The 18,265-nt window shown below is 70.1% G+C and carries 18 protein-coding genes; 6 read left to right on the forward strand and 12 right to left on the reverse strand.

Annotated elements, in window-relative coordinates:
- Positions 1 to 612, forward strand: a complete 612-nt coding sequence (gene mftR / locus ACFVBH_RS25580) for a mycofactocin system transcriptional regulator (RefSeq protein ID WP_379005173.1) — start codon at positions 1 to 3, stop codon at positions 610 to 612.
- 73 nt (positions 613 to 685) lie between these two features.
- Here the strand turns inward: mftR and ACFVBH_RS25585 are convergent, their stop codons facing one another.
- The 7 genes from ACFVBH_RS25585 to ACFVBH_RS25615 form a co-directional block, all read right to left on the reverse strand.
- Positions 686 to 2,086 (reverse strand): amidohydrolase family protein, encoded by a 1,401-nt coding sequence (locus ACFVBH_RS25585; RefSeq protein WP_379005175.1) that lies wholly within the window; start codon positions 2,084 to 2,086, stop codon positions 686 to 688.
- Positions 2,083 to 2,217: a hypothetical protein gene (locus ACFVBH_RS25590; RefSeq protein ID WP_379005177.1), complete on the reverse strand. Its 135-nt coding sequence runs from the start codon at positions 2,215 to 2,217 to the stop codon at positions 2,083 to 2,085. Before ACFVBH_RS25590 ends, ACFVBH_RS25585 begins: the two co-directional genes overlap by 4 nt.
- Positions 2,214 to 3,413, reverse strand: a complete 1,200-nt coding sequence (locus tag ACFVBH_RS25595) for a CoA transferase (protein WP_379005179.1) — start codon at positions 3,411 to 3,413, stop codon at positions 2,214 to 2,216. The genes ACFVBH_RS25590 and ACFVBH_RS25595 overlap by 4 nt, the downstream gene beginning before the upstream one ends.
- A 509-nt stretch (positions 3,414 to 3,922) precedes the next feature.
- On the reverse strand, positions 3,923 to 4,954 hold the full coding sequence (locus tag ACFVBH_RS25600; RefSeq protein WP_379005181.1) for an enoyl-CoA hydratase/isomerase family protein: 1,032 nt from the start codon (positions 4,952 to 4,954) through the stop codon (positions 3,923 to 3,925).
- On the reverse strand, positions 4,951 to 5,529 hold the full coding sequence (locus ACFVBH_RS25605) for a TetR/AcrR family transcriptional regulator (protein ID WP_379005183.1): 579 nt from the start codon (positions 5,527 to 5,529) through the stop codon (positions 4,951 to 4,953). The genes ACFVBH_RS25600 and ACFVBH_RS25605 overlap by 4 nt, the downstream gene beginning before the upstream one ends.
- A gap of 496 nt (positions 5,530 to 6,025) precedes the next feature.
- Complete coding sequence (locus ACFVBH_RS25610) at positions 6,026 to 7,159, reverse strand: phosphotransferase family protein (protein WP_379005185.1); 1,134 nt, start codon at positions 7,157 to 7,159, stop codon at positions 6,026 to 6,028.
- A 51-nt stretch (positions 7,160 to 7,210) separates the two neighbouring features.
- On the reverse strand, positions 7,211 to 7,657 hold the full coding sequence (locus ACFVBH_RS25615; RefSeq protein WP_354984294.1) for a hypothetical protein: 447 nt from the start codon (positions 7,655 to 7,657) through the stop codon (positions 7,211 to 7,213).
- Positions 7,658 to 7,800: 143 nt separating this feature from the next.
- Between ACFVBH_RS25615 and ACFVBH_RS25620 the strand changes: the two genes are divergently transcribed.
- Positions 7,801 to 8,655, forward strand: coding sequence for an NAD(P)-dependent oxidoreductase (locus tag ACFVBH_RS25620; RefSeq protein WP_379005886.1), 855 nt, complete (start codon positions 7,801 to 7,803; stop codon positions 8,653 to 8,655).
- Between the two features lie 8 nt (positions 8,656 to 8,663).
- On the opposite strand, the gene ACFVBH_RS25625 is transcribed toward ACFVBH_RS25620, so the two are convergent.
- Positions 8,664 to 9,050, reverse strand: coding sequence for a DUF427 domain-containing protein (locus ACFVBH_RS25625; protein WP_379005187.1), 387 nt, complete (start codon positions 9,048 to 9,050; stop codon positions 8,664 to 8,666).
- 44 nt (positions 9,051 to 9,094) lie between these two features.
- Entirely contained in the window at positions 9,095 to 10,006 is a 912-nt protein-coding gene (locus ACFVBH_RS25630; protein ID WP_379005189.1) for an acyl-CoA thioesterase, read from the reverse strand.
- A 149-nt stretch (positions 10,007 to 10,155) separates the two neighbouring features.
- Here ACFVBH_RS25630 and ACFVBH_RS25635 point away from each other — a divergent pair, with 149 nt between their 5' ends.
- Together ACFVBH_RS25635 and ACFVBH_RS25640 are read left to right on the forward strand one after the other, a co-directional pair.
- Positions 10,156 to 11,694 (forward strand): AMP-binding protein, encoded by a 1,539-nt coding sequence (locus ACFVBH_RS25635; RefSeq protein WP_379005191.1) that lies wholly within the window; start codon positions 10,156 to 10,158, stop codon positions 11,692 to 11,694.
- 34 nt (positions 11,695 to 11,728) lie between these two features.
- Entirely contained in the window at positions 11,729 to 12,922 is a 1,194-nt protein-coding gene (locus ACFVBH_RS25640; RefSeq protein ID WP_354984289.1) for an amidohydrolase family protein, read from the forward strand.
- A gap of 44 nt (positions 12,923 to 12,966) precedes the next feature.
- On the opposite strand, the gene ACFVBH_RS25645 is transcribed toward ACFVBH_RS25640, so the two are convergent.
- The gene (locus ACFVBH_RS25645; RefSeq protein WP_379005194.1) at positions 12,967 to 13,812 is read right to left on the reverse strand and encodes an LLM class flavin-dependent oxidoreductase; all 846 of its coding nucleotides are present in this window, start codon (positions 13,810 to 13,812) and stop codon (positions 12,967 to 12,969) included.
- 106 nt (positions 13,813 to 13,918) lie between these two features.
- On the opposite strand from ACFVBH_RS25645, the gene ACFVBH_RS25650 reads away from it, so the two are divergent.
- Complete coding sequence (locus ACFVBH_RS25650) at positions 13,919 to 14,290, forward strand: hypothetical protein (RefSeq protein WP_379005196.1); 372 nt, start codon at positions 13,919 to 13,921, stop codon at positions 14,288 to 14,290.
- A gap of 110 nt (positions 14,291 to 14,400) precedes the next feature.
- On the opposite strand, the gene ACFVBH_RS25655 is transcribed toward ACFVBH_RS25650, so the two are convergent.
- Positions 14,401 to 15,633, reverse strand: coding sequence for a CaiB/BaiF CoA-transferase family protein (locus tag ACFVBH_RS25655; protein WP_354984286.1), 1,233 nt, complete (start codon positions 15,631 to 15,633; stop codon positions 14,401 to 14,403).
- A 139-nt stretch (positions 15,634 to 15,772) separates the two neighbouring features.
- On the opposite strand from ACFVBH_RS25655, the gene ACFVBH_RS25660 reads away from it, so the two are divergent.
- Complete coding sequence (locus ACFVBH_RS25660) at positions 15,773 to 17,422, forward strand: OB-fold domain-containing protein (protein WP_354984285.1); 1,650 nt, start codon at positions 15,773 to 15,775, stop codon at positions 17,420 to 17,422.
- A gap of 1 nt (position 17,423) precedes the next feature.
- On the opposite strand, the gene ACFVBH_RS25665 is transcribed toward ACFVBH_RS25660, so the two are convergent.
- Positions 17,424 to 17,867, reverse strand: coding sequence for an SRPBCC domain-containing protein (locus ACFVBH_RS25665; RefSeq protein ID WP_354984284.1), 444 nt, complete (start codon positions 17,865 to 17,867; stop codon positions 17,424 to 17,426).
- Positions 17,868 to 18,265 lie beyond the last annotated feature (398 nt).

Genomic DNA, 18,265 nt, shown 5'->3' on the forward strand with positions numbered 1-18,265 from the left:
ATGACCGTGAATTCAGCCGCCGCGCAGTCGAGTTCGGCCGGTCCGGGGCGGCGGCGCTCGACCACCGCCCACGCGCTCGAGCGCGCCGCGTTCGAACTCTTCGATCGCCACGGCTTCGAAGCGACGACGGTCGGGGACATCGCGACCGCGGCGGGCATCGGCCGGCGGACGTTCTTCCGCTACTTCGATTCCAAGAACGATGTGGTCTGGGGCGATTTCGACGCGCACCTGCGCACGATGCGCGAGCGGTTCGCGAGGGTGCCCGCCGGCGAGCCCCCGCTGGACGCGCTGCGCACGGTCGTGGTGGAGTTCAACCGGTTCGATCCGGCGCAGATCCCCTGGCACCGCGATCGAATGCGCCTGATCCTCGGCGTCCCCGCGCTCCAGGCGCACGCGGCGCTGCGCTACCACGCCTGGCGCACGGTGGTGGCCGATTTCGCCGCCGAGCGCCTGGGCGTCCCGGCCTCGGATCTGGTGCCCGGCGCACTCGCGCACGCCGCCCTCGGCGTGGCCATCGCCGCCTACGAACACTGGCTCGCCGACGACACCCGGGAGCTGCCCGGAATTCTGGACGAGGCGTTCCGAAACCTGGCCGCGGGGTTCCGGTTGTAGTTGCGGATCTACCAGTGCGAGACCTGCGGCAACGGATGCACCGAGAGCGGCATCGAACTGCGGCGGCGTCCGATCAGCGGCGCGCATCGTGCCACCGGCCCTCGATCATGACGCCGCGCACCAGGGCGCTGTCGAGCTTGTCGAGTGCGATCGCCAGTGGCTCCTCGAGCAGGCAGAGGTCGGCGCGGGCGCCGGGCGTGACCGTTCGCGCGGGGCCGCCCGGATCGTCCGGGGCGCAGAGGTATCCGGCCAGCGCGGTTCTCGCGTCCACCCGTTCGGTCACGCCCAGAACGTGCCCCGTGCGCGTCGAGCGGTCCACCGCCGCACGCATGTTCGCCCAGGGATCGAGCGGGCCGTGCGGTGCGTCGCTCGACAGCGCCACCGGAACGCCCGCGCACAGCAGTCCCGCGTGCGGATACAGGTGGGCGAGATCGTCCGGATCGACCTCGCGCAGGTAGTCGTCGCCGCGTGCGCGCAGGAAGCCCGGCTGGGTGACCACCCGCAGGCCGAGATCCGAGATCCGCTGTGCCACACCGGCGGGCACCACCGCGGCGTGCTCGATGCGATCGCCCGGCCGGGTCCCGACCTCGGCGAGGACCGCCAGGGTCAACAGCAGGGACACGCGAGTGACACAGTGCACCGCGACCGGCCGGCCCGACAGGTGTGCGGCCGCCACGGTGGCGGCGAGGCGGTCGTAGTCGGGCAGATCATGGTCGCGCAGCAGCAGTTTGCGCGGGCCGACGGTGAATCCCGTGCCCGCGCCGAGGTCGGCGCCGAGCAGCGTCAGCCGCTGCGGCAGTGCGCCGTCGGCTCGAGCGGCGGCGAGGATCGCTACCGCGGTCGGGTCCAGATCCGGTGTCGCGTCGGTGACCCCGGTGATTCCTGCCCGGACGAGAGCCCGGCCGACCACGCCCAACTCGGGCGGATCATCGGACAGGGCCGCGCGCAACCGGCCGTCGTAGCGCCACAGCCGGCCCGTCGGCTCACCGGCGGCATCTCGCTCCACGTCGGCGGAAGCGTCGAGCACGCTCGATACCCGTTGCAGCGCAAGCGAGTTGAGCATCCACAGCGCGCCGCTGCGATGCTGTATCCGCACCGGTCGATCCGCGCACAGCCGGTCCACGACATGCCGGTCGAGGGTTCCGGCGACCGACTCGTGGTAGCCGACGCCGCGCACCCAGCCCTGCCCGTCGTGCTGTCGCAGGGCCGCGCGCAATTCGCGCAGTCCGCGCACAGCGCCGGGACCGCACTCCACCGATCGCGACGCGGCCGCCATGGCGAGCAGATGCAGGTGGTGGTCGTGCAGTCCCGGCAGCAGCGCCCCGCCCGCACCGTCGATCACCTCGTCGGCGTCGCCCCGCCGCGTGCGCCCGACCGCCACCACGCGGCCATCGCGCACCAGCACGTCCGTGTGTTCGCCCGCCACCTCGACATCACGAAAAACGGTGCGTCGCGGCACCTGTGCCGCGCTCACCGCGTCACCCGGGCGACACTGTGCCGCTGGAAGCCGAGCGTTCCGGCATGCTCACCGAGCACCTCGACACTCCCGTTGGTGCTGTCGCCACCGAGCCCTCGCGGCCGGTCCGATGTCGCGGTCGCGTTCATCGCTCGATCACCTCGAGCCCGAACCCGGCGTTGTCCGCGCCGAGTGGCCCGGCCGGGGCCGGGGCACGGCGTGCTCGTGGTGCGGCGACCGGGTAGGAACCCGCGGCCGAATCGACCCACCAGCCCTGTCCGGTCCGGCGGATGGAGTGTTCTTCGACGGCGCCCGTGGCCGTTTCGGCCGCCAGATGCAGCATGGACACGTCGATCAGCCGGGCGTTGTCCGCCAGCAGCGCCGCCGACGCCGCTGCCGCCGCGCACACCCCGGTCAGCGGGTCCGCGATGGCGTCCCCGCAGGGCAGGACCGTGTCTCGATCCCGGATGACCAGTCCGGCGGCGGCCGCGACATCGTCGCCGAATCCGATGGCGTCGCTCGCACGGCCGTGCGCGGTGATCGACAGCCAGGAGGTGCCCCGCGCCGCGCACTCGGCGGCGTCGATGCCGAGCTGCCGCAGCGCGCGAGGGCGTGAACTCTCGAGCACCAGATCCGCGTCGGTGATGAGTCCGTGCAGCAGGTCGAGGTCACGCGATTCGCGAAAGTCCAAGCCGACCATGGTATGTCCGTGGTGCAGCAGGTCGAAGAAGCCCGCAGCGCCCCTCCGCGAGCCGTCCGGGCGGGTGCGGCTCTCGATCTTGATAATGCGAGCCCCGCCCAGCCCGAGCAGATGCGCGCACAGCGGGCCGGCCCACAGCGCGGTCAGATCGACCACTACGGGGTGGGTGCGGCGATGGGTACGCCCGCCGTACTCGGTGACCGATATCCCGGGGCGGGAGTGGCGTTCGGGTGCGGGCACCGCCGCTCCGGCCAGCCCCAGCAGCCGCACCCGCGCCGCGGCGGCCTCGCTCAAGGTGCTGCGCGCCCACCGGGCCACCGAATCCCACGGATCATCGTGGTGCACAGGACCTTCGACCAACGCGGGAACGAGCTCGACGTCCTCGACGCGGGGGAGCGAAAGACCCACGTGTCCGTCCGCGGTACGCAGCACGCGAAAAGCGCCTCCACACGACTCGGGACCACGCCGGCCCAGACCCCCGAGTGCCGCCCGTTCCCCGAGCAGCTCGACCCCGGGCAGTTCCGGCCACACTCCGGTCCGCTCCCGGGTCAAATGCCCCGTCCGCGCCAGCTCCCGCGCGACCCGTGCCGCCGGGTCCCCGGGGGCGGCGAGCGGCGGCCCGCCCGCGCGCCCGGTGAGGGCCATGGCCCCCGACTCCGCCCACGCCCGCAGCGGCGATGACGGGGTCGTATCCGCCGAAGAGATCCGCCCGGGGAGCCCGGCGATCGTCGGCGACGATTCGGGGAACTCGGCCCCGTTCTCTCTGCGCTCATGCCGCACAAGCGTTCCGGCCGCCGGCATCCGCTTCTCGGCCTCGGGTGCCTGCGTGCCGGCCGCTGGGGGCTGCGTATCGGCTTCTGGTCCAAGTGTTCCGGCCGCTGGAGGCTGCGTCTCGGCCTCGGGTGCCTGGGTATCGGCCGCCGGCGGCCGGGTATCGGCGTCCGGCCCAAGTGTTTCGACCCCGGGCGCGCAGGCTCCGGTCGCTGGCGGGTGCGTACCGGCCCCTGGCACCTGCGTTCCGGCCGTCCGGACCGGCCTATCGGGCGACTGCGCCCCCGGCGGTGGAGATGTTGCCGCCGTGATGGACGCGGCCGGCGGAAGATCCGGGGCGGGCGTTCGGCGTTCGTCTCGGCCCGATTTCGCACCGTGCTCGATCATGACCGTCCCGCTTCCGCGTCGATCAATCCCCAGTCCAGTGCGGTCCGCGTGTCGATGGGCCGGCCGGTGAGGGCCAGGAACGCGGTGCGCCACCGGCCGATTCGGCGGGTGATGCCGACCGTTCCGCCCGCACCGGGCACCAGTCCCATGGAGAGTTCGGGCAGCCGGAAGTACGCGTCGGCGCTCGCTTCGACGTGCGCGGCGAAGGACGGCACCTCGATGCCGGCCCCGATGCACGCGCCGTGCAGGACCGCGTGCATTCGCGGCCCGAGGCGATGCACTGCCTGGGCCGCGCCGCGCCCCAGCCGGATCAGGTGCGCCGCCGAGACATCGGCCGCCGACCCGAACTCGTCGAGATCGCCGCCGCTGCAGAAGGATCGGCCGTTGCCGCGCAGCAGCACCCGCTCGATGGAGGAATCGTATTCGGCCACCGCCAGCGCCTCGATCAGGCCGTCGCGGACCGCGTGCCCGAACGCGTTGTGGCGCTGCGGCATGTTCAGGCTCACCGTCAGGGTGTCGCCGCTGCGCTCGAGCAACACCGGGTCCGCCGCGTCCGGCACCGGGCGGCGCGGGCGGCCCGCGCGCCACGCGGCGAACTCCGGTCCGGCCAGCAGCATCGAATAGGCCAGCGATTCGGCGGTCAGGCCGTCGGCGACGCCGGCCCGCGCGGTCAGCGCGAGCAGGCCCGCGAGGGTGATCGAGGCACGGGGCGCGGCGTCGACGGTGGCGACGATCGCCGCGAGATCGGCGTCGGTCCCGGCGACCCAGTACCGGCCGGGACCGTCCGGGGCAAGGGTGCAGGTGAACTCCGACAACAGGGTTCGAGCGGCCTCGGGGAGCGGGCGGTGCGCGAGTCCCACCACGACCACACCGGGCTGCCGTCGCAGCGCGGCCGCCGCCGCGTCGGCGTACTGCCACTGCTCGCGATCGAGATCCACCACGACCAGTGGGGTGCGGGCCAGTCCCGCCGGGGTGAGGGTGAGTGCGGCCGCGCCCTCGGCGATCTCGGCCGGGCCGAGGAGTTTCACGACGGTTCGAGCGGGAGCCGGGCCGTGAAGGCCGCGCCGAACAGAGCCCGGGCTTCGTCCGCGACCAGCGCGCTCTGGGTCCGATGGCCGCATTTGCCGAGCGCGAGGGCGAGCATGGCGGCGGCGAGCATGACGTGCTCGGCGGTCAGGTGGGGGCCGAGTTGCCCGGCGGCCCGGGCGCGTTCGTAGATGCGGGTGACGGTCCGGCGGATCCGATCGTCGAGGCGGGCCACGCGCGGATCGGAGCGGTGGGTCATCAGCAGTTCGGTGAGCGCGGCCGCGGAGGTGGCGGCCTTGGCCACCACGTCGAGCAGATCGTCGAGCGTGCCGTTGCGACGCGAATCGAACTGTTCGAACGCGGCGATGTCGGAGTCGAAGACCGCGACCGCGAGCTCGATGCGGTCGGGGAAGTGGCGATACATGGTGCCGTGCCCCACGCCCGCGCGTTTGGCGATCTCGTTGAGAGAAGCGCCGAAACCTATCTCGGAGAACGCTTCTCGTGCGGCTCTGAGCAGAGCCTGGCGATTGGCGGGCGCGACGGCCGGGCCGCCACTGCTGCGGTATCGACTCGACACGGGCATCAGCGTAGTACCGTGACCACCAATCCGGACGATACTGTCCGGATTGGTTCGACGGCCACCGGCGACGCTGCCGATGCTCGGGGGGTGGTTGGCGACGAAGGGACGCAACCACCCCCCGAGGGTCCCGGTGGGGCGGCAAACCGGGACGCCGCCGCCATGCCGGCGTCCGGCGCGCTCTGCAGGAAGAGCGGGTCCGGAACTGGTTGCGGGGCCGGCACGGGCGGCGAGTTCCGAAGAACTCGGCGCAACCGGACAATGTTGTCCGGTTGTCTGTGAGTCTGCTGCACGAAGTGCCGCGGCGTCAAGACCGAATCCATGATCGGCCCATGCGGCGCCTGGGGCGGGATGGTCACGGCGGGCTCCGATCTCGGCCGGGCGGCCGGTGATCCGGCCAGGCGAAACAGCTCAACTGTCAGTCTTACAGTTCGAGTAACGATACGCGTCTCGGGCGATCTTGGACAGGGTGGAAATCCCCGTCTCGCCGAGGCCACTAGAGGAGGCTGCTCAATAGATCGAATCCGTCGTGCGCCTCGACCGCGGCCACCGCGCGTTCCACGCCCACCCGCGAGACGGCCAGGGGTTGCATCCGGTCCCCGGCTTCAGCGGTACACACCGCGGCAAGGAACAGTTCGGTGGTGGCCGCGCGGTATCCGGTCCACAGCCGGTCCGGGTCCACCGCGACCCCGCCCGCGGCCAGCCCATCCGCATACCGCCCGACCAGCTCCCGCTCGATCCGGCGCAACAGCTCGGGTTCGACCGAGGCGCAGGCGAAGTAGGCGACATCGCGAATGCCGGCCCCCGCGCGGGCGATCTGCCAGTCCAGCAGACCCGGCTCGGCGCCCACGAAGAAGAGATTGCCCAGGTGCGGGTCGCCGTGCGTCAGGGTGTGCGGCTGGGCCGCCCAGAAGTCGTCGATCTCGTCGTCGCGCTCGTAGAACATCCGGCACTGCTTCTTGATATGCGCGGGGATCAGATCCGCGGTGTGGCCCTTGATGTCGCGCAGGAAGGCACGGCGAATGAGGTTGCCCAGCCGGATCTCGGCGGTGGTCCGCCGGGCCAGCGGGGCCAGATCCGTGCCGAAGCGGGCCGACTCCCAATACGTCGAGTGGAGTCCGGCCAGCGCGTCCACCACGGCGAATGCCTCGGTCTCGTCGAGTGATTCGCGCACCGTCCGGAATCGGGCGGCTCCGGAGAGGTCCTCCAGGATCAGGACGCTGCCACGCTCGGCCGCGTCGATCCCGCCGAAGTGACAGCGCGGCACCCGCACCGGCGGCCGATCGCCCAGCGCCCGGTAGGCGAGAACTTCGCGCACGCCGAGCCCGAACAGGTTCAGCAGCACGTGCTGGGAGAAATCCCGCGGCGCCAGCTTCACGAACAGGGTCCGCGCGGTCGTACCCGCCTCCCCGTCGACGGCGATGCGCACTCGCGCGGCCGTACCGGAATCCGCGTCGAGCACCCGGAAGCCGCGAATCATGTCCGCGCCCTGGCCGAGTGCGGAGCGCAACCACTCGGTCGTCAATTCCTCCGCCCGGCGCGGGAGCCTGCCCCGGCCGCGGGTCCGCTCCAGTCCGGTGCGGATCGTCTCCCGCGCGATGCCGGCCAGGCCCAGTGTGGCATTCAACATCTACGATTCGTCCTGCGTGTTCGGTTCCGGCGGGGGAGTACGCATCGCCGCTCAGGCGACCAGGCTGTCGGGCTCCAGCGGTGCGAAGAACGCGCTCATGCCGCTGCCGCTCAACACGTCGCCCAGGGCGGCGAAATCGTATGTCTCGGGCTGGTTTCCGGACCCGCGGCCGAGCCGTGCCAGGACCTCGTGCTGCCCGTCGGACAGCAGTTCGGCGCGCAGGCGGGCGATGTCGTAGTCGACCGCGTCGCGGTATCGCTCGACGTAGGCGCACATCAGGTGCAGGCACAGTTGCTGGGCGGGCGTGGCCGGGTACGGGTCGAGCCCCCGGGCCAGCGTGGTCCTGGTCGAGTCGAAGGTCTGCGCGACGTAGTACATGAACACCGGTCGGGGGCTGTGCAGGATCCTTGCCCGAACACCGTCGGCGAGTGCGTCCGCCGCGGCGATCAACGCCTCGCGAATACGCGGCCGGATGAGGATGGAGGTGTCGTCGCTCATGATTTCTCCCGATAGCGACCATGTGATTCGCGCCGGGTAACCGAGAATCGGACACCCCCGCAACCATCTATGGTATTAGAAACTGTAAGACAGGCAGTTGTCCCGTTCAAGGGATTCTCGCCGCGGTCGTATCCCGGAACCCCCTGTGCCGAGCGGAGTTCCGTCATCGAACAACAGGAGTGCAGCGCATGCCCGAGGTCATCGGAGTCATCGGAACGGGCCAGATGGGTGAACCGATGGCGGCCCGGTTGCTGCGCGCCGGACACGAGGTGGTGGTGTTCGCCCGCCGCACCTCGGTGCGAGAGCGGCTGCGCGCCATGGGCGCCGAAGTCGTCGACTCGGTGGCCGAGGCCGCGGTGCGCGGGCAGATCATCGTCGTGTGCGTCTACACCGACGAACAGGTCACCGAAGTGCTGGCGGGACCGGACGGCGTGCTCGCGCATGCCGCCCGCGACGCCTTGGTCGTCTCGCACACCACCGGATCCCCGTCCACCCTCCGCGATCTCGCGGCCGCGCACCCGGACGGGCCGGTGCTGTTGGACGGTCCGGTGAGCGGTTCGCCCGTGGACATCACCGAGGGCACGCTCACCGTGCTGCTCGGCGGGCCCGCACCGGCGGTCGCCACGGTCACCACGGTGCTGGGCGCGTACGCGAACACCATCGTGCCCACCGGCGAGCTGGGCAGCGCGCTGACGGTGAAACTGCTCAACAACGCCCTGTTCGCGGCCAACGCGCAATTGGCCACCACCACCGTGCGGGTGGGCCGCGAACTCGGTATCGCCGAGGACGATCTGCTGCGCGCGCTGCTGGTGTGCAGCGGGCGCAGTCACGCCGCGAGCACCATCCATACCGCCGGGGGGAGCGCCGGTTTCGAGCGCGTGGTGGTGCGGTATCTGCGCAAGGATGTCGCGGCGTGCTTCACCGCCGCCGCCGATCTGGGCATCGAGCTGGGTCCCCTGGCGGCCGCGATCGACGGCGGGCCGTTCGAGATGCGCTGAGGGTCGGCTCATGAGGGCCGCTGCACCGCGGGAGTCGCGACGCCCACCTGCACGCTCACCCGGTTCTGATAGAAGGCCAGGTGCCCGTGCAGGATCGCGACTTCCGGGTAGGGGTCCGGGTATTCCCAGGCGATGGGCTCGCTTCCGTCGAGCTCCCGCCAATATCGCGCCTCGCCCTTGAACGGGCACCGTGAGGTTCCGACCGCGGCCTCGAGCAGATCGAAGCGCACGTCCGCGGCCGGGAAATAGAAGACGATGCCGTGATCTTGTTCGGCCACCAGCAGTGCCGTGGCCGATTCAGCGAGCACCATGCCGTCCAGGGTCGCGCGGACCACGTTGCGCACGCGGCTGACGTCCACCCGGTAGTCGGGCCAATCGACGTATCCCGAATCCATCACGCCTCCCTTTCGCCGGACCGGTGTTCCCGGCCCGATGTCGTTCACAAACGCGTCCCCGAATCCGGTGCGCCCGAGGCGGGAAAGGCCCGCACCATGGCGTGCACACCGTAGGAGGCGACGATCGCGCCCTGCTCGGTGTAGATCCGTCCTTCGCTCTGGGCGTGCCCGCGCCCGGCGTACACCACGCGGGTCGCGTACAGCAGCCATGCGCTCACGTCGGCCTCGTCGTGAAAGGTGATCGTGGCCATGGTGATTCCGGTGGAGATCGAATGGTGGGCCATGGCCTCGCTGAACCCGGGGTGCGGGCGCAGCGCGGCGGCGACGGTCCAGTGCGTCGTCGACTGCGCCAGCAGCGCGGCGTGCAACTCCGGCCGATCCGGCGACTGCCGGAATCGGGTCCACACGAACAATTCCGGCGGGCCGGTCTGCTCGCGATAGGGGTCGTAGGCGTCGTCCACCACCCGCATGTCCCGGCCGCGCACGACGCCGCCGGGAATGTCGAGCGGGCGCAACCGGTGCGGCGGGGTGACCTCCGGCATGGGCAGCGCCGAGCGGATCAGGTCGGGCGTGCCCGTATCCAGCAGGACAACCCCGGTCGCACACTGCTTTCCGGTCTGGATCACGCGCGCCTGCACGGTCGACAGGGTCCGTCCGGCGTGCGGAACCTCGAGGGCCACCGACAGCGGTGCGTCATGGGTGGCGACGCGCGAGAAGACCATCGACACCGAGGTGACCCGTTGCCCGGGAACGGCTTTGGCCGCGGCGACGACGGTAGCGCCCAGGAGCTGTCCGGCCTCCACGACGTTGCGTTCGGTGGGGCCGTGGGCCGGGGCGAGGTAGCGGCCGCCGGGTTCGGGGCGCACATCCATCAACCGCAGCAGTTCGGCCTGATCCCACTCCCGGGTGGGGGAATCCGCACCGGCCGGCGGTGCGGACCGGGAACGGCCCGCCATGGCACTCCTCGCTCCGAAGTTCGGCGAATGAATATCGGATTCTCATTCGTGAGAATAACATATCCATTCGGGTGCGCCCGCGGGTCGAGCCGCCCCTGACATCGATGCGCCCCGCGCATCGTTCGGTGCCGGAAATGGGAGATCGTCGAATGCGCAAGGTGCCAACGGATCTGGTGGAGCGATATCTGTCGCAAGGGTGGTGGACCGACGAATCGCTGGGTGAACTGCTGGCCCGGGGCCTGGCCGCGGCCCCCGAGCAACGCTTCGAGGTGCATTCGGAGACGCGACCGTGGTCCGGCCGGGTCTGCGAGGTCGAGGCCGTGGCCCGGCGACTGGCCGCCGGGCTCTCCGCCCGGGGCGTGAAAGCCGGGGACACGGTCGCCTTCCAGCTCCCCAACTGGATGGAGGCCGCGGCGACGTTCTGGGCCTCGGCGCTGCTGGGCGCGGTGGTGGTGCCGATCGTGCACTTCTACGGCCGCAAGGAAGTCGGGTACATCCTCGAGACCACCCGGCCCAAGGTGTTCATCACCATCGAACGGTTCGGCGCGCTCGAATTCGATCCCGCCGTCTACGCCGGCGTGCCGATCGTCGGCGTGGTCGGCCGCGACTTCGACGACCTGCTCGCCGATGAGCCGATGACGGGCGTGGCGGCCGTGGACCCGGACGCGCCCGCGCTGATCGCGTTCACCTCGGGCACGACCCGCGATCCCAAGGGCGTCATCCACTCCCATCGCACCCTGGGCTTCGAGACCCGGCAGCTCGGCGGCCACTACCCGGACGACTTCGGCCCGCAGCTGACCGCCGCGCCCGTCGGGCACTTCATCGGCATGGTCAACGCCCTGCTCATCTCGGTGCTGAACGCCGCGCCGATCCACCTGCTGGACGTGTGGAATCCCGAACGCGCGCTGGCCTTGATGAGCGAATTCGGCGTGAACGTGGCGGGCGGCGTGCCGTACTACATGACCAGCCTGATCGACCACCCCGACTTCACCCCCGGTCACCTGCGCTACATGCGCTACGCGGGCATGGGCGGCGCACCGGTCCCAGCGGCGGTGACCACCCGCCTGACCGACCTGGGTATCACCGTCTATCGCTCCTACGGCAGCACCGAGCACCCGTCGGTGACCGCGTCCAAACACACCGCCGCACTGGGCAAGCGGCTGTACACCGACGGGGATCCCATGCCCGGGGTCGAGATTCGCCTCACCGCGGAGGGGGAGATCCTGAGCCGGGGCCCGGACCTGTGCCTGGGCTACACCGACGCCGAACTCACCGACCGCGCCTTCGACGCCGAAGGCTGGTATCACACCGGCGATATCGGCGTCCTGGACGCGGACGGATATCTGAGCATCACCGACCGCACCACCGATCTGATCATCCGGGGCGGGGAGAACATCAGCGCGGTCGAGGTCGAGGAGGTGCTGCTGGGCCTGCCCGCGGTGGCCGAGGCCGCCGTGGTCGCCGCGCCGGATGCCCGGCTGGGCGAGCACGCCGCGGCCGTGCTGCGGCTGCGCCCCGGTCTGGACGCGCCGACCCTGGCCGAGGTCCGCGCGCATTTCGCCGATCGCGGTCTGGCGAAACAGAAGTGGCCGGAGGAGGTGCGGGTGGTGGCCGACTTCCCGCGGACGCCCAGCGGCAAGGTCCAAAAGTTCCGCCTGCGGCAAGACATTGCCTCCGAACAGCAGTGAGAATACGATTCTCAGTGAAGCAAAGGAGATTCTCATGACCAAGGTCGATCTGCCGTACCAGTTGTTCGACGCCGACAATCACCTGTACGAGACCGAAGAATCGCTGACCCGGTACCTCCCCAAGGAGTACGAGGGCGCGATCAAGTACGTGGAGATCAACGGCCGCAAGAAGATCGCCGTGCTGGGCCAGATCAGCGAGTACATCCCCAACCCCACGTTCGACTACGTCGCGGCGCCCGGGGCCATGGAGGACTACTTCAAGAACGGCAATCCCGAGGGCAAGAGCAAGCGCGAGATCTTCGGCCGCGCCATCCCGGCGCACGACGCCTTCCGCAATCCCGAAGCGCGACTGAAGGTCATGGACGACCTGCAACTGCACCGCGCGCTCATGTTCCCCACCCTGGCCAGCCTCATCGAAGAGCGCATGCGCGACTACCCGGATCTCATTCACGCCGTGGTGCATTCGCTGAACCGGTGGATGCTCGACGACTGGGGCCAGAACGGCAACTTCGTGCACTCGGACCGCATCTTCAACGTGCCGGTGATCAGCCTGCCGATCGTGGAGAAGGCGATCGAGGAGCTGGAGTGGTGCGTCGAGCGCGGCGCCAAGGCGATTCTGGTGCGCCCGGCGCCGGTTCCGGGCCTGCGCGGCATGCGGTCGTTCGCGCTGCCGGAGTTCGATCCGTTCTGGAAGAAGGTCGTCGAGCACGATGTGCTGGTCACCATGCACTCCTCGGACTCGGGCTACTCGCGCTACGGCGCGGAGTGGGACGGCAACAGCCTCGAGATGCTGCCCTTCCAGACCAACACGTTCCAGATGACCATGGCGTGGCGGCCGGTCACCGACGCCGTCGCCTCCTGGGTGTGTCACGGCGCGCTGTTCCGGTTCCCGGAACTCAAGATCGCGGTCATCGAGAACGGCTGCTCGTGGCTCGCGCCGCTGCTGGAGACCCTGCACGACACCCACAAGAAGGCGCCCGAGGGCTTCGATTTCAACGATCCGGTCGAGGCCCTCAAGCGCAGCCTGTACGTCAGCCCGTTCTGGGAGGAGGACCTGCAGGCCACCGCGGACATGATCGGCGCGGATCACGTGCTGTTCGGCTCGGACTGGCCGCATCCGGAGGGCCTGGCCGAACCGGCGCGCTACATCCACGAGATCAAGGACATGACCCTGGCGGATCAGAAGCTGATCATGGGCGGCAATCTGGCGCGCCTGCTCAACGTATGAGCGTCCGGGCCGGGCGGCCGGTGCCGCCCGGCCCGGATCCGGGGTCAGCGCGGAAAGCCCGCGATCACCGAATCACCGAACGCGGTCAGGGTTTTCGGGTCCGCGAAATCGGAGAACCAGACGTAGAAGCGCTCCGCGCCACGATCGGCGAGTTCGGTGAAATGCGCGCGCAGGCGTTCGGCGTCGGCGCACACCAGGCCGCCGCCCAGGTAGCCGAATCGGCGTTCGGCCCGCTCGCGCACCGCGTTCTCGTCCGCGCCCGGGGCGACGAATGCCACCATCTGCTGAATCGAGACGCGGGCGGGGTCCACCCGGCCGGCCAGATCGGTCAGCCGATCCAGGTGTGTCGCGGGCAGATTCCACCATGTCGCGTGCTCGCGCGCGAGTTCCAGGATGCGCGGCCCGGTGCCGCCGATGACGAGCGGAATCGGCACGGACGGGTGCGGCGGCAACTCGGGTTCCGATGCCGGGTCCCAGTACCCGGTCAGCAGGTCGATCGTCTGCTTCATTCGCGTATGCCGCTGTGCGGCAATCGCTTCGGTGATGCCGAACTGCACGAGCTCGGCTGGTACCGAACCCGAGCCCAGTCCGAGTTCGAATCGCCCGCCGGTCGCCTCCTGCAGGGTCACCGCCTGTTTGGCCAGCAGGGCCGGATGCCGGAACGCGTCGCACAGCACCAGGTGCCCGATCCGCAGGCGGCGGGTGCGCGCTGCCACCCAGGTCGCGATCGTCATGGCCTCCCACAGTGGCTGGGCCGGAGCGCCGGGGGCCACGAGGTGATCGATGAAGGCGATCCCGTCGAATCCAGCGTCCTCGGCGGCCAGCGCCCGATCGACGACATCGGTTGTGCTCATCCGGATTTGGGGCAGGAACAGGAACCATTCGGCCATCGGTCACATCCTCGGCGGCGGGAGACGGCCGCAACCACCCGGCCGCCGGGAAATAACATTTCCTATTTGAGAGAATGCCATATACGTCGAGCGAAAGGCCGATCGGATGCACCTGCACGTGACCTCCACCCCCTACCCGGACCGGGTCGACGAATTCGATCGCTGGTACTCCGAGGTGCATGTCCCCGACATGCTCGCCGTCCCGGCGGTGAAGTCCTGCAGTCGCTTTCGGCTCACCGACCCCGACGGTCCGGTCCGGTTCCTGGCCGTCTACGCGGTGGACGGCGACGATCCGGCCGCGCTGCTGGCCGAACTCGGGGCGTGCGCCGCGGACGGCAGGATCCGCCCCGGCACCGCCTCGGACCCGACCGCCACGCGCATCGAATTCTGGAAATCCTGGGACGCGCCGAGCGCCGAGGCCGCGCCGCGGGCGGGCGCGCACGCCGACCCGGGCCCGGGGAATTCCGGGGCGCTGTAGTGCACAACCGCCGTGCACAGCGGGCCGATCGAATCGGATCGACGCGGTCATTCCGTGTCGTGGACGCGGGTGCACCGCCCCGCGTGCGGGCCCGCGCCGGACAGCCCGCCTCACCCGGCGGCGGGACCGATCGCGCCGCTCTCGCGCAGCCGGGCTACCGCGCCGGCGTCGAAGCCCAAGTGCGCCAGCACCGCATCGGTGTGCTGACCCAGCGCCGGGATGGCGCCCATCGGCGGCTGCCAGCCGTCGATGATCGGCGGCGGCAGCAGCGCGGTGACCGGACCTGCCGGGGTGTCGATCGAGCGCCAGCGTCGCCGGGCGCTCAGGTGCGGGTGCGCGATCACATCGCTGGGCCGGTTGTAGCGCGAGTTCCCGATGCCCACGGTGTCCGCGTCGGACTGAATCCGGGAGATGTCGTGTCGCGCGGTCCATTCCGTGATCGCGGCATCGAGTTCGGCGCGATGCCGCACGCGACCGGCATTGCTCGCGAAGCGAGCGTTCTCGGCCAGGTCGGCTCGGCCGATCAGGTCGCGGGCCAGCCGCTGCCATTCGCGGTCGTTGGTCGTCCCGAGCACGACCGTGTGCCCGTCGGCGGTGGGGTAGGCCCCGTACGGCGCGACGGCGGGGGAGCTCATGCCCAGGGGCTGCTGATCGGTTCCGGTGTGCCGGGTGTAGTTCAGCGCGTATCCCATGAGTTCGGCGGCGGTGTCGAACAAGCTGACCGCGGCCGCGCCCGAGGTGGCCACGGCGCCGGGGGTGTGCCTGCCGCACAGCATGGCCATGATCGTCAGCGCGGCGTACAGACCCGAGCACACGTCGGCGATCGGCGGCCCGGGTTTGGCGGGTGCGTCCGGCTGCCCGGTGACCGCGCAGACGCCCGCCTCGGCCTGAATCAGGAGATCGTAGGCGCGCTTGTGGGACAGCGGACCACCGGAGCCGTATCCGTCTATGGCCATGGTGATCAGCTCGGGATAGCGCGAACTCAGCTCGGCGGGACCCAGCCCCAGGGCATCGATCGCCCCCGGGGCGAGATTGGACACGAAGACGTCGGCCTCGCCGAGCAGGCGATGCACGACCGCCATGCCCGCGGGATCCTTGAGATTGACCGTGACCGATTCCTTGCCGCGATTGGCCCACACGAAATGCGCGGCCAGGCCGTTCACCACGTCGTCGTAATCCCGGGCGAAGTCACCGCCGCGCGGGTTCTCGATCTTGATGACCCGCGCGCCGAAATCGGCCAGCGTGCGCGTGCACATCGGCGCCGACACGGCCTGCTCGAGCGTCACCACCGTGATCCCGGAAAGCGGGCCGGTGACCGGCGCGGGCGAATCGTTCGCAACCATGGCGATTCCTTTCGACTCCAGGAACGACCCTGGCCATAGCCATAATGAATGGTTAACAGTAAAGCCGACTATAAATCATGCCGGCACCCACACACAATCACTTGTTCAGCGAACTGGCAACGCACACAACGGAGTACACATGACCGCCACGCATCGACCGGTGCCCTCCCTGACGCCCGAGAATGAATTCTTCTGGACCTCCGGCGCGGACGGCAAACTCCGGATCCAGGATTGCCGAGGGTGCGCTGCTCTCATTCACCCGCCGCAACCTGTCTGCCGCTACTGCCACGGCGAGGACATGGGCGTGCGGGAGGTGTCCGGGCGCGCGACCCTCATCGGGTTCACCGAGAACCATCGCTTCGCCCTGCCCGGCCTGCCCGCGCCCTACGTGGTCGCGCAGGTGGCGCTCGAGGAGGACCCGCGGGTTCGCCTGACCACCAACGTGATCGAGTGCGCGGCGGCGGATCTGTCGCTGGGCATGGCGATGGAGGTCGTCTTCGAACAGGTCGATCGGGTGTGGCTGCCGCTGTTCCGGCCCGGCGGCGGTGCGCCCGCGCCGCTACCGGCGGACGAGATCGAACCCGCCGCGTTCCGGGAACACGTGCGGCCCATGGCGACCCGCGAGAAGTTCGAGGACCGGGTCGCGCTGACCGGCATCGGCATGTCGCCGATCGGCCGTCGCCTCATGGTGAATCCGCTCTCGCTCACCGTGCAGGCCGCCAAGGCGGCGGTCGCCGACGCCGGGTTGCGCCTCGAGGACATCGACGGCCTGTCCACCTACCCGGGCCCGGGACTGCCCGGGCCGTTCGGCGAGGGCGGCGTCACCGCGCTGGAGACGGCGCTGGGCATCCGGCCCAGCTGGTACAACGGCGGTCTGGACACCTTCGGCCCCGGCGGATCGGTGATCGCGGCGATGCTCGCGGTCTCGGCCGGTCTGGCCCGGCACGTGCTGTGCTTCCGCACCGTGTGGGAGTCGACGTACGCGGAACTGATTCGCGCCGGCCGGATTTCGGCGCCCGCGCCGCGTGCCGAGGGCTGGATCGCCCCGTTCGGGGCCACCTCGGCCGCGCACACCCTCGCCCAGAACGCGCAGCGGCACTTCCACCGCTACGGCACCGACCGCGAGACCCTGGGCTGGATCGCGCTCAACCAGCGCGCCAACGCCGCCCTGGAACCGACCGCGATCTACCGTGACCCGCTGACGATGGACGACTACCTCGGCGCCCGGCCGATCACCACGCCGTTCGGCCTCTACGACTGCGACGTCCCCTGCGACGGCTCGGTCGCGGTGATCGTCTCGGCTCGCGAGACGGCGGCGGATCTGGCGCAGCCGCCGGTCCTGGTGGAGGCGGTCGGCACCCAGATCATCGAACGCCTGGCCTGGGATCAGAGCACCCTCACCCACGAGCCGCAGGTGCTGGGCCAGGCCGCGCACATGTGGTCGCGCACCAGCCTGCGGCCCGCGGACGTCGATGTCGCCGAACTCTACGACGGGTTCACCTTCAACTGCCTGTCGTGGATCGAGGCACTCGGGTTCTGCGGCATCGGCGAGGCGAAAGACTTTCTCGCACACGGCAAGAACATCGCCCGCGACGGCGTGCTGCCGCTGAACACCCACGGCGGCCAGCTCTCGCACGGCCGCACCCACGGTATGGGCCTGATCCACGAGGCCGTTCTCCAGCTGCGCGGCCAGGGCGGGCCGCGTCAGATCCCGGATGCCCGCGTGGCGGTCACCAGCAGCGGCGGGCTGACCCCGAGCGGGGTGCTGCTGCTGCGCGCCGATCGCTGACTCAGCTGGCGAGCGCGCCCGCCATCGCCCCCAATTGCCCCAGGGTGCAGTCCAATTGCTGATGGCTGTGCTTCTCGACCAGCGGGGCGTCCTGCCCCTTCAGGGTCGTCCCGGTCAGCACGACGCTGGCGGTGACCTCGGTGCCGTGCTCGCACTCGGTCAGCCAATAGGTGAGGTCGCAGTGCACGCCGGACCGGGCGGTGCCGTACAGCCGGACCTTGCGGGGCTCGTCGAGTTTCGCGACGACCCACTCGATCTCCTCGACCATCCCGTACAGCAGGATCTCGCAGGTGAACCGCGCGCCCTCCTCCAGCCGCTCGGGCGGGGTGGTGAGGAACTCCTTGTGGGTCGCGACCCAGTGTTCCCACGTCGCCGGGGTGGTGATCGTGGCGAACAGTGCCTCGGGTGTACCCGGGACTTCCCGTGAAATGACGATGGTGCGCACAGCTGCTCCTCGGAGTAGTTCGATGCAGCGGTCGACCAGTCGCCGATGACTGTGTCCCGCAACGTGTTCGGATCATCGACTGACTCCCCCGAGCCGATGCGGGTGATCTTGACACACCGGAAACGGGAGTTCAAGGCCGGGTTTTTGGTGCGCGAACAAATGAAATCTCATTCGTAAGAATGGCTTTCGCAATAGTGCGAAAGCCCAAGAATCGGGGTCCGCGGACGCCGATCGCCCAGCTGCCAAGGCAGCTGAACGACCGTGAAAATTTTCTTCTAGTTCTCGGGCGACCCCGGTGCGGATCCGAGTTCCAGCGCTTCACCGGCACTGCCGCTCAACGCGTCTCGGGCCGTGCCCTGCTTCGAGCCGTCGCCGACGAATCCCGAGCCGAGAGTGCT

The organism is Nocardia sp. NPDC057668 (genome assembly GCF_042799795.1).
Classification (GTDB): domain Bacteria; phylum Actinomycetota; class Actinomycetes; order Mycobacteriales; family Mycobacteriaceae; genus Nocardia.